Source organism: candidate division KSB1 bacterium, from assembly GCA_022562085.1.
Taxonomy (GTDB): Bacteria; Zhuqueibacterota; Zhuqueibacteria; order Oceanimicrobiales; family Oceanimicrobiaceae; genus Oceanimicrobium.
The window spans coordinates 1-11,893 of sequence record JADFPY010000117.1; the positions used below are offsets into that span (position 1 = coordinate 1).

Sequence of the window (11,893 nt, forward strand, 5' to 3'; positions counted from 1 at the left end):
TTTGAGGAAAACTCAACTTCATATGACCGGATAAGACGGATTAGATATTCAGAATATGTCTCACTTTGTTCCCGAGGTATTTCCTTTTTTTCATAGGATACCTTTTTTACCCTTTCGCCTTGCTCAGACTCGATAATCTCGTATTTGGGATTTTCAATGTCTTTATATAGCCAATCGTTTTTTTCGACGAACATTCTTGCTATCTCTTCAATTTCCTCGTCAGAGATGGCCTTCACAGTTTCAGGTTGCAGATTTTTCGGTTGTATTTCACCGGTAGTTTTATCGTAACAACGTCCAATGATTGAAACAAGTTTGCGGACTAAATCTACAGAAGAAGTCTTAACGCGTTTGGACAGTTCTACCCCAAATTCTCCGGAGGCACCCATTGTATAACTTCGAATTCTGATGCGTCCCACGTCCTTTGTCTCATAATCAAAGTGATCTTTGTCAAGAATTAAAGCCATTTACAGTTCCTTGTTGTTTGACATCGATTTGCAAAATCTAACGCCGTGCATAACCTGCCCCGAAAGTGCGCTGGTACTTACTGTCGCGACCCCAGCAAACGCGCTGCGGGCTGCAGAACTTCAGCATCTCGCCCCTGCTTCGGGGTCAGGTTGATGCGCTTTGTTAGGTATTTTCTCACCCCCAAAATGTTCCTTGACAGGCTTAATTATTAATGTTACGTTCAAAACAGCTCTTTTTAAAACTAAATAAAACAATAACATAACTCTTTAAATCAGGAGGTGATTCTGAATGAGAAAATTTTTGATAATGCTAAAAAGCCTTACAATAGGTGAGAAAATAGGCATTAGTATTGTCGTTATCTTAAGTATAATTGGAGAGATTATAAATGTCATTGTATTAGTCCGACTTTCGTAGATTTTCAATAATCCCCACCATAACCAGGTGGGGGTTTTTATGTTGCTGAATCGTCCTCAGTAACGAGCGGGAGTCGCCACTTTAGACGGTAAAATTTCCATAAGCGGAGCAGCATTGTGCTGACGATAACCAAAACTGAGATGAATATGCACCCTTCACCCCCACGCTGGAAATTTAATAGTTCTGTAGAAATCTTTTTTGAATTTGATAGTTCTGTAAAAATCTCTTGCGAAAAATAGAGAGCCAAGCCAGGGAGACAGATAACAATTAATTGTGCGATGTCCCTTGGCCAACGATAGATTGTCAGGGTTCTGCCGTAGTATTTTTTCGATGAAAACCAATCGATGGTTGGTTTTTGCTTCTGTGGGGTATCATCTTGGTCTTTAGTGAGTTCTCTCAAAAAATCACATAAGTGGCCTATGATAAGGTCATGGTGCATAATTAGGAAAGTTGTTGCTAAAGCAGCATAACCAATGGCTATCATAACGAAGAAATAATCATTATTTGAAAATGCTACTCCTATTAATATTGCAGCAAGAGCGATGAACGAAAACAGAACTTGGTCGCGGGCTTGAATGCGGGCTGATACTTCATTAGTTGCTGCTAAGTACTTCATATTTGAATCTACCATGATTTAGCTCCTTTTCAAGTTACAGAAAAATAAGAAAGATTTGCCAGAGTCTCAAACTTTTTGTTGAGGTAATTTAGGTCTTGAGCCGCCTAACGATGCGAGTCACCTGCGCTGCCATTCAGTGCACTTAACTTGATAAAAAGACAAAACTTGCGACAGCACTCAAAACCCTGAAAACTCGCCCCTTCGGCAGCGTCAGGTGGATGGGCTGTTGGAACCGCGCAAACACCCGGAAGCCCCGGGGCAGAAAACCACTGCAACGGTGCAAACCCGAAATACCGTGCCGGCCGCCTGTCTGCGTGCACCGCACAGGCAGGCCTGACCCCAAAACCCGAAACGCAGAGACCGCCGAACCACGCCGAGATGATTTTCTTGAAATTGAGATTTTGTCTGCTTTGAAAGTTCATCGACTAAAAATCCATAAATTTTGAGAAGCGAGACCCGGACGAAACCCGGCCGCACCAACTTTGAAACCACACACCTGTCTCTCTGTTCTTTTGCCCGACCGACTCACCGGAGTTTGACCGCGCGGCCAACATAGTGGATCGATGGAAAACCTGTCCATGCGATCAACTCATATAACTGGAAAACTTTCCAGCTATTTTAATATTAACCCCACAAACATGGAAAAATCAATTGACTTTTTCCATGTTTTGTTTAAATATTACATATGGGGGAAATTTGAAACAAATTTAACTTATACGAAAATGGAAAACAAGCAAAAATTACAAAAATTTAAACCCGATCCTGACGCTAAACTATTGGATCAAGTCAAAGAGGTGTTGCGCTACCACCACTACGCTTATCGCACCGAACAAACCTATTGCGACTGGATTCTGCGCTATCTGAAATTTCATGGCGGCAGTACGCACCCACGCCAGATGGGGAAGGCTGAAATAGAACGCTTTCTCAGCCACCTCGCGGTGCAGGGCAAAGTTGCGGCTTCCACCCAGCGCCAAGCTATGAACGCTCTCATTTTTTTGTATCGTGAAGTTCTCCATATTCCTATGGAAGAACATCTTGCCCCCATCAAAGCCAAACGGCATCGAAATTTGCCGGTGGTAATGGCCCAGGCTGAAGTGCAACGGGTGCTGGCGCACATGGCGGGCGCCCACGCCCTCATGGCACGATTGCTGTATGGCGGAGGATTAAGGTTGATGGAGTGCATCCGCTTACGAATCAAAGACATTGATTTCGATAAAAACAAACTATTTGTGCGGGCCGGAAAGGGTGGCAAGGATCGCGCAACGCTTCTTCCGCAATCTATTTGTGAGGAATTGCGCGCTCATCTCAAAAAAGTGGAGACCCTTCATAACCAAGACCTGGCCAATGGCTATGGCGCAACGTTCTTGCCACATGCCCTTGCTCGTAAATACCGGAACGCAGCCAAAGAGATTGGCTGGCAATATGTTTTCCCTTCAAAAAAACTAAGTGAAGATCCGCGTTCCGACGTCATTCGCAGACACCATGTTCTGGAATCGGGGTTACAAAAAGCCGTAAAACGAGCCGTACAAAAAGCCGGGATTCATAAACCGGTCGGATGCCACACATTTCGCCATAGCTTTGCTACCCATTTGCTTGAAAATGGCGTCAACATTCGCATTGTGCAAGAATTGATGGGGCATGCGGATGTTAAAACCACGGAAATTTATACCCACGTTATGGAAAAAGACATCAACTCTGTGCTCAGCCCATTGGACAAACTAACTGAGACCTAACTTCTTATGCAACGTTTCTCACTCTTATTTAATTCATCTTTTGAAATGAGTTAACTGTTAACGCGGATGTTCGAGTAACATGTACAGCATATTATCTGTGAACGCAGGGTCTTTAGTCATTTTCAGGTGTTCCGTGAATACGAATAAAACCTGAGTCCACTTGATGGGTGAAACCAGAGCGGGTGCCCATTCTCCACTTAACCGTTCATCCATGAGGGCGCTGCTGCGCAGTACCGTGCCGTCGCCTGCTGCCTTTTTTATAACTTTGATTTCACCATTACTCCGATCCACAGAAATGACAGCAGTAGTCGAAAGGGCATCGCCCGCAATAAGAAAGAGATTGAGGCTATCTGGTGGAGTGGCAGGAACATCGAGCGCGGCTGTAAATTGTCGAGCCTGTCTCAAACATTTGCGTTGATGATCCAGTGCGATTCTACGACGCGCGTCAAGATCGGTTACATCTGGCAGTAGCCACTGAAGTACTTTGTCTTGGTCGGCTGCGGCCAATCCCCACCCCATTTTCTCCCAAAGCTCCGGATTAAAGATATCTTCTATTATCCCGGCGTCATCAACAAGAGCCCCGTGGCGGCCACGAGGGAGGCCTTGATAAGCGGCAGGCATTGTACCCAAAATAGCCGGCTCGTATTTTGGCAGGAAAATCGCAAATTTTCTACCTTCTACAAGCTGGACAAGTGCCTCGACCGACCCCGCGTTTGGCGGTCCGACAAGAATTACGCGCTCAACGAAGCGACTGCCTTCCCATGTAACCTGCGGGATGGAATCATCCTCGGGTAAATCCTTGCCGCCAAAGCGAAGATAGTAACGTGCCAGGAGTCCGCCCATGGAGTGTGCGACCAGGTCAAACTTGACATTATAATTTTCAATGCCAAATCGTTTCTCAATTTCGGCTTGGACGTAGGCTCGTTTCTCCAGAATGAAATCGTGCAGCAGTCTGGCATTCTCAACGTTGTCGCGTCGCCAATCGTGATCAAACTGGAAGCAAGTAAAATGATCGCTTCCATAATCAATGGCGCCAGCGATTCCAAGCTGTTCATCCCTGTATCCACCCAGACCCAACGCGCCAAGGATGTCCGCATACGCATCTAGCTCAAAAGGCAGACCAAGAAAATTAACTTTGAGGCGATCCAACGCCCCGTCAGATACGACGCTGTCACGAAGCGAACCCAAGGTCGCACCCTCACGCATGGGTAACGCAAACAATCGCGCTCCATCCGGCTTTTGCGGATTGGCATATCCGCCTGCAAAAGCGCCCCACACCAGCCGTCCCGATTCGGAATCCACAAGTTTTGATCCGAGAATACCAGGAATGAGAATCACCGGGTTACGTCTTTCATCATGATATTGAGCGGCTCGGTTGTAGAGTATGCTTAAGTCAGGTGCTTTACGTTTAGCCGCACAGCTGATGAATAGCAGTGAGATGGCGGTTAATAGCATGCAGAAATGGTTTGGAAAGGTTTTAGAATAAATTTTCATTTATGCCATTCGTTGTCAAGATTTTGGGATATTAATTTCAATAACTAAACTCCTTAAACTTCACCCGGAAGAAAAGAGAATACATCATTGGCACAAATCCTAAAGTCAAAATAGTAGCGAAGAGTAGACCAAAAATAATCGCTACTGCCATGGCTTCGAACAGGGGTCCTCCGCCAAACCACAATGGGATTAGACCCCCCATTATCTGCTTCTTTAGAACAGTTCGAAAAAATTATTCTGCCAACTAAAGTTCTGATATCGTGCCGGTTGCCGGCCTCATTATTCCCAGTTTCTGCATGCGAGATCGTAGTGTATTTGCATTAATCCCCAAACGCAGTGCCGCGCCCTTTGGCCCTTCGATACGCCAGTTGGTTTCCTCAAGAACCGACACAATATGGCTGCGCTCGATTTCTGCAAGGGTGCCCTCGTTTTCAGCGGGGGCTGCCGGACTTTTCAGCAGCTCCAAACTTTCGTCCACTTGCAGGGTTTCGTCTCTTGCCAGGATGATCGCACGCTCAATGATGTTTTCCAGCTCTCTTATATTCCCGGGAAAGTGGTAGGCTTGCAGAGTCTTCATCACCTTTTGCGGCACGCGAGAAATCTTCTTTCCCAATTTTCCTTGGTATTTCTTGATGAAATGATTGACCAGCAGCGGAATGTCTTCGGCACGCTCCCGAAGCGGCGGGAGTGTAATCGGGAACACATTCAGCCGGTAAAAGAGATCTTCACGGAATGTTCCGGACCGGGTGGATGCCTCAAGATTACGATTTGTGGCTGCAATGACCCTGACATCTACTTTAAGAGTCTGCGTGCCCCCGACTCTCTCAAATTCACCTTCTTGCAAAACACGCAGAAGCTTAGCCTGTAAGTCCAGGGGTAAATCACCAATCTCATCCAGAAAGATGGTGCCGCGATCTGCAAGTTCAAAACGGCCTTGTTTACGGGATAATGCGCCGGTAAATGCGCCTTTCTCATGGCCGAAAATTTCACTCTCAATGAGATTTGCCGGCAAAGCTGCACAATTAACTTTTACCAGCGGCCTTTCTTTGCGAAGGCTTGTGGTATGCAAAGCCCGTGCTATGAGTTCCTTGCCGGTGCCGGTCTCCCCCAATATAAGAACGGTTGCATCTGTCACAGCTACCTGTTCCACATTTCTCAAGACTTTCTTAAACGATTTACTGGTACTGATAATTTCATCAAAGTTGTGTACAAGTTTGATTTCCTCTTGTAAGTAGACATTTTCAGCCTGCAGTCGGTCTTTTAATTGTTGGACTTCGTTAAGAGCGTTGCGTAGCACCGTTTCAGCTTGTTTGCGCTTGGTGATATCGCGTAGAATGGCTGTGAGGATTAACTGGCCGTCTAATTGTAATTTTGAAATTGAAGCTTCGGCCGGAAATATCTCACCGTTTTTGCGACGACCGAATATTTCCCTTCTCTCTCCAATCAAGTGTGATGTCAAAGCAGAACCGGCAAATTCAGCAATATGACTATGGTGCGCCTTGTGGAATTTTTCCGGTATAAGATGGTCGATGGATTTTCCGATCACTTCGTCTTGCGAATAGTTAAAGATTTTCTCAGCCCCTTTGTTGAACATGATAATATGTTTGGATTCATCTGTAGAAATAATAGCTTCTCGGGCAATGTCTAAAATCCCGGAAAACCGCGCCCGGCTTTCACGAAGTTCTTTTTCAGCCTGTTTACGCTCCGTGATGTCTCGAAAGGTAACGACCGCTCCTACCAGATTATTGTCATCATCCCGAATTGGCGTGCTGATATATTCAACCGGGAAGCTGGTGCCATCCTTCCTCCAAAAGACCTCGGTGTCGACACGGTGAACAGCCCCGTCCTTAAACGCGGCGTAGATGGGGCATTCCTCCCTGGGGTAGGGTTTACCATCAGATTTAGTATGATGAATGATGGCATGTTGCGGCTTACCGATCAGTTCCTCTGCGGTCCAGCCAAGCATGCGAGCCGACGCAGGGTTGGCAAAGGTGGTGTTACCATGCAAATCTAGCCCATAAATTCCTTCGCCTACCGAATTCAAAATGAGTTCGTTTTGCAGCCGAAGGTGTCCGAGTGCCACCTCCGATTGTTTGCGTTCGGTGATTTCCGCTTTCAACATCGCATTGGCTTTCGCAAGCTCGGCAGTCCGCTCCTCGACCCGATGCTCTAACTCGTCGTGCGCCTGCTGCAACGCCTGCTCAGCCCGCTTGCGCTCTTGGTTCAGTTGTATGCGGTGCAAAGCCATAGAGGTTTGACTCGCCAGCGTATCAAGCGAGGCAGTTTGAACAGGCAAATAGGGTTCGTAAGAGGTTTTACCCGCAAGGACAAAACCGAAATCACGATCGAGTGTTCTCAACGGAACCAACAAAAGCCGACCTAATCCTTTGGTATGTAATTTAGGAAAAAGTTCCTTTTTGACCTCGATTTCACGAATTGTTTCACCAGGAACAGCGTTAGCATTTTTCATTGTGGAGAAAACTTTTTCGATTTCCTTAACCAGAGATATCTGGAGGGGTGAATTGCTTAGCTGACCCAACACCCGCAATTTGTCATCTCCCGCCTCTCTGAGAGCTACAGCGCCGAACTTGACCCGCAACGCGGCGGTCACGGCGCTGGCGATAAATTGGGCGACATCTTCTTCGCTATCGTAGAGTGCAAGCGCTGCACCGATGCCTAATAGGGAGTAGGGGTCAATCGAGGTGAGTTTTTGTGCTTGAGTTTTGGGAGCAGTACCGGTTTGCATGCCCTGAAGTGCGGAATCCTCCAAAGAGCGAACCATTTATTCACGTTCCGCGAATTCTTTGAGTAAAGTATCCGGGGAGACGTGGAATGGGTTGGGAGCCAGAACATCACCCATGATGCATAATGGGTGAGAGCGCAGGGCATCCATGACGACATCGCCGCTGAATTGCATCAAGTCAAACTGGCAAAGGGCGAGAATATCCCAGTCTTCTGAGACTTTGTCATAAAGTGCTTCCCAACAAAGCATTTCGTGAACCGATGTTTTTCCAGCCAGGGCCCAACCACCGTCTCCAGCCCAACGCACAAACGGATAGCCGGCGTTTAGCGACTCCTTTTCAACCTGGTCGACCAAAGCCCGCATAGCATCTTGGCTGGTCTCGCCGGCATGCAAGAAAAGTTGACTGCTCTTGCGAGCGGTTTCAGGGTCAACACCTTTTGATTTAAGCCATTCGAGTAATTGGTCTGCGACTTCAGGACTGGAAATGACAACACATTTGTCCCCCCTGCGAATTCCCTCCGCAACATAGGGACCCAACACATTGAACATCTGACTGGCGCCACGATAGAAATGCGCAATGTGGTCACCGACCGAACTGGTAACGTCACCAAATCCAAGCGGAATTCTGATGTCGTTGCCATCTTCTGTTTGAGCACACATTAGAACCTCTCGTAATTTATATTACTGTAGGTGATGTAATATCCGCAGAGGATGCAAACAATTTGTTACAAAGTAGAGGTATTTAGCTAAAAATGCAAGAGATTGTTCAGATTTTGAAACGCCCGGAAAAATAATGCTTTAGATCTTTTTTCTAAGCTTTGCGGTTGTCATATAAATTTCTGTTTGAACTGAATCAAGCTATTCATTCAAACTCTGATTGCCCTTAGGTCCGGCAGCACTAACAACCCTATCTGATTTCGGCAATAACGACCAATTCAATTGCTGCGTTCTTCGGTAATCTGCCATGTCCGAATACGGTTCTCGCATGTCCCGATTTTTCACCCAAGGCTTTTTTAAATAAGTCAGAGGCGCCATCCAAAACTTTCGGGTGATCAATAAAATCATCCGAACTGCTGATGTGGCCATTAACTCTAACAATCTTTACCAAAGGATCAAATGAACCGAGTTTCTTTTTAATTTGAGCTAAAACGTTGACTGCAGCTAATTCCGCTGCTCGATAACCTTCAGATACAGTCAGCTCTGAACCAACCTGCCCTTGATAAACCAGTTTGCCATCTGAAAGAGGTAATTGCCCGGAGATGTAGAGCATCTTTCCGCTAATGACTGCGGCTTCATAATTGCCGATCGGTTCCGGCGGATTTTCTAACGTAAATCCCATTTCGGCTAATCGTTGTTCGACCATTTTTATCTCCTTAGAGTTGAATCATAAAAAAAAAATTAGAAACTGTCCAAAAAGTAAAAAAACTAGGCCGAAGGGGTCCCGCCGAGGGATTGCTAAGCGTAGAACTTCGAAAAAACGCTCGGCGAGACGCTTTCGCTCTATTCTTTTTGGATAGCCTCTGTTAATACCTCATCTTTCTTACTTTATGCCGCCCAGGGTAACAATACAATGTTACCGGCGACTTGATTGCTGGCAATCAAGCGATGGGCCTCTGCCACCTGGCTTAGCGGCAATGTGCGATCGAGCATAGGTTTCACTTTACCCTTGCGAATGAGCTCAAGACCCAATTGCAAGTCTTCCGCATCGCTGGCCATGGAGCCGCGCAACTGCTTTTGTGCGAAGAAAAGCGATCGAATATCGAATGTAACTTCAGGACCCGCGGCAAACCCAAAAGCAACAATCACGCCCATTGGTTTGGCCGCCTCGATGCTCTTGGCCAAAACATCTCCGCTCAAATTGTCGATGACAACATCAACACCTTGCCCGCCAGTCCATTCCTGCACACGTTCAACAAAATCTTGCTTGCGAGTGTTAACGACCAAGTCCGCCCCTGCCCGCTGAGCAAATTCACCCTTAGAATCACCACGAACGGTCGTCGCCACCTCTGCACCAAGCGCTTTAGCCACCTGGATTTGCATACTGCCGGAACCGGAAGCGCCTGAGTGAATCAAGACCTTATCGCCTTGCTTGACTTCTCCAACTTGCTTAATCGCATGAACCGCTGTCGCTAAAACCACCGGCAGTGTGGCCACCTCTTCGGGTTTTAAGCCGGTATCATCCTTTACAACTGCGTAGGCAGGAACTTCCATGTACTGGGTGTAGGTTCCACTGATGTGTAATCCTGGCAGTGCAAAGCTTGGGGCGGCAATAGCAGGCCGAATGTCGGTCTCCTCATCCTTCTGAGGATATCCCGGTACGACAATGACTCGCTCTCCGATTTTGAAACTGTTGACCCCTTCACCCAGTTCCGCAACTTCACCTGCAGCATCAGCGCCCAGAATATGAGGGAAGGGTAGTTCCGGCACGATCAAGCCTTCTCTTATGTAATGGTCAAGCCGGTTTACGCCGGCGGCAAGTACTTTGACCAGAACATGTCCGGGTTTTGGTGTCGGTGTTTCGATATCTTCGACCTTGAGCACGTCGACATCGCCAAATTCACGAATAATTGCTGCTTTCATTTTGTTGCCTCCTTTTTGAGATTAGTTTGAAGTTTAAAGTTATTTGTTGGTCGAGAGACAGTCAAAAGGAGTGCCAAGATAAAAAAGCCACTCAGGTATAAAGCTAAGCAGTTGTTAATAAATCAGATAGAAATGGAGGGGTTGATTACTATTTAGAGGTAGGAGTTAAAATATATTTTCCAAATATAGAAAATTTTTGAAATTTGGAAAATTCGAAGACTATTTCTGCTATTTTAGCCCCAATTTTCTCATCCTCGAGTCTAAGGTTGACGCATTGACACCGAGAATCTTTGCAGCCCCTTTTTCACCGCTGACCCTCCCTCCTGTTAATTCAAGAACTTCTAAGATATACCTTCTCTCGTTTTCCCCAAGAGACAGCATTTCTTTGGAGTTAGAAGTTTTAGTCTTGGCAGGAATCCAATCACCTAACTGGAGTGTTTTACCTTTGCTGAGAATAACCGCTCGTTCGATGATATTCTCAAGTTCTCTTACATTTCCGGGCCAATCATACGCAAGGAGGGCGTCCATTGCTTTTGGATTTATCGATCCGATCTTTTTGCCAACTTTTGCACCGACCTTCTCACTGAAATGTTTAACCAGCAAAGGGACATCCTCTTTTCGCTCGCGAAGGGGCGGACTAATAATAGGAAAGACATTTAGCCGATAATAGAGATCTTCACGGAAATCGCCGCTCTCTAAAGCTTTCTTTAAATCTCGGTTAGTCGCTGCAATTATTCTCACATCTACTTTAATGGTCGTTGAAGATCCCAAGTGCTCGAACTCACCCTCTTGCAGGACGCGCAGAAGTTTGGCCTGTAATTCCAGCGGTAAATCGCCAATCTCATCCAGAAAAATGGTGCCGCCGTCCGCTAATTCAAAACGACCCATTTTACGAGAAAGCGCACCGGTAAAAGCTCCTCTTTCATGGCCAAAGAGCTCACTTTCGATAAGATTCGCCGGTAAAGCAGCGCAATTCACTTTGACCAGCGGCCGTTCTTTGCGATCACTAAGATTATGAACTGCACGAGCGAGCAGCTCCTTGCCGGTACCGGTTTCGCCGAGAATCAAAACAGTGGCGTTGGTCGCTGCAACTTGCTCCACTTTTCTCAGCACATTTTTAAATACCTTGCTGCCGGTGATGATTTCTTCGAAATTATGAACAACTTTGATTTCTGCCTGTAAGTAAATGTTTTCCGCCTGTAGGCGATTCTTTAGATCCTCCACTTCCTCCAGGGCCTTCCGAAGCTTTTCTTCAGTCTTTTTTAATGCGGTAATTTCTTGACCGTGACCGATCACATGTGCAACATTCCCTCGCTCATCGAGAACCGGACAAAACATCCGCAAGTAAACCTTAAGATGACCGCCCTTGTCCATGATAGGCTCTTCAAAGGTGACCAGCCTTTTCTCCGCGATGCATTTATCAATTTGTTTTTGCCGGTTATCCGCAAAGGACTTAGGGAGACGTCTCTTTTCGCAGTACTCGTGATGATTCTTACCGATAATCCAGTCCCGCATTTCAGGATCATGAATTCCAGTCGATGTGTTGAAAAGAAAACGACCTTCACTATCCAAAATACCAAGCTCAGCCGGAATATTGTCTAGCAAACGCCTGAGTTCCAATTCCGCCATTAAATTCTTCTTTGAGTTATCTTTCACGTGCTTAACCTATTTTTTTTACAAAACTCATTTTTTAAAGTGATTTAAATAAACTTAAAAAGCGCTATTTTAAAAGCAAGGAAAGTTTTAAATGAGGGAAGAAACGACAAGGCCCTTAGTTACATTTGAACTTAAATAAATAGGTAATGCGAGAGAAGAATATACGTCGCTCATTTTGTGTTCTTTTTATAT

General features: G+C 46.0%; 11 protein-coding genes. 1 reads left to right on the forward strand and 10 read right to left on the reverse strand.

Annotation, left to right across the window (positions count from 1 at the left end):
• The 3 genes from IH879_11340 to IH879_11350 all read right to left on the reverse strand — a co-directional run.
• A partial coding sequence (locus IH879_11340; GenBank protein ID MCH7675528.1) for a hypothetical protein occupies positions 1 to 464 on the reverse strand: 464 nt, incomplete at its 3' end.
• A 452-nt stretch (positions 465 to 916) separates the two neighbouring features.
• The gene (locus tag IH879_11345) at positions 917 to 1,510 is read right to left on the reverse strand and encodes a hypothetical protein (protein MCH7675529.1); all 594 of its coding nucleotides are present in this window, start codon (positions 1,508 to 1,510) and stop codon (positions 917 to 919) included.
• Between the two features lie 195 nt (positions 1,511 to 1,705).
• A complete protein-coding gene (locus IH879_11350) occupies positions 1,706 to 1,987 on the reverse strand; it encodes a hypothetical protein (GenBank protein ID MCH7675530.1) in 282 nt (93 codons plus the stop codon).
• Positions 1,988 to 2,217: 230 nt separating this feature from the next.
• On the opposite strand from IH879_11350, the gene IH879_11355 reads away from it, so the two are divergent.
• Positions 2,218 to 3,228, forward strand: a complete 1,011-nt coding sequence (locus IH879_11355; protein MCH7675531.1) for an integron integrase — start codon at positions 2,218 to 2,220, stop codon at positions 3,226 to 3,228.
• A 57-nt stretch (positions 3,229 to 3,285) separates the two neighbouring features.
• On the opposite strand, the gene IH879_11360 is transcribed toward IH879_11355, so the two are convergent.
• The 7 genes from IH879_11360 to IH879_11390 form a co-directional block, all read right to left on the reverse strand.
• On the reverse strand, positions 3,286 to 4,722 hold the full coding sequence (locus tag IH879_11360; GenBank protein MCH7675532.1) for a hypothetical protein: 1,437 nt from the start codon (positions 4,720 to 4,722) through the stop codon (positions 3,286 to 3,288).
• A 37-nt stretch (positions 4,723 to 4,759) separates the two neighbouring features.
• The gene (locus tag IH879_11365; GenBank protein MCH7675533.1) at positions 4,760 to 4,924 is read right to left on the reverse strand and encodes an efflux RND transporter permease subunit; all 165 of its coding nucleotides are present in this window, start codon (positions 4,922 to 4,924) and stop codon (positions 4,760 to 4,762) included.
• A 42-nt stretch (positions 4,925 to 4,966) separates the two neighbouring features.
• Positions 4,967 to 7,504 (reverse strand): sigma 54-interacting transcriptional regulator, encoded by a 2,538-nt coding sequence (locus tag IH879_11370; protein ID MCH7675534.1) that lies wholly within the window; start codon positions 7,502 to 7,504, stop codon positions 4,967 to 4,969.
• Positions 7,505 to 8,125: an MEDS domain-containing protein gene (locus tag IH879_11375; GenBank protein ID MCH7675535.1), complete on the reverse strand. Its 621-nt coding sequence runs from the start codon at positions 8,123 to 8,125 to the stop codon at positions 7,505 to 7,507. It abuts the gene before it with no gap.
• A gap of 247 nt (positions 8,126 to 8,372) precedes the next feature.
• The gene (locus IH879_11380) at positions 8,373 to 8,828 is read right to left on the reverse strand and encodes a RidA family protein (protein MCH7675536.1); all 456 of its coding nucleotides are present in this window, start codon (positions 8,826 to 8,828) and stop codon (positions 8,373 to 8,375) included.
• A 182-nt stretch (positions 8,829 to 9,010) separates the two neighbouring features.
• Complete coding sequence (locus tag IH879_11385) at positions 9,011 to 10,045, reverse strand: zinc-binding dehydrogenase (GenBank protein MCH7675537.1); 1,035 nt, start codon at positions 10,043 to 10,045, stop codon at positions 9,011 to 9,013.
• Between the two features lie 228 nt (positions 10,046 to 10,273).
• On the reverse strand, positions 10,274 to 11,674 hold the full coding sequence (locus IH879_11390) for a sigma 54-interacting transcriptional regulator (protein MCH7675538.1): 1,401 nt from the start codon (positions 11,672 to 11,674) through the stop codon (positions 10,274 to 10,276).
• Positions 11,675 to 11,893: the final 219 nt, after the last annotated feature.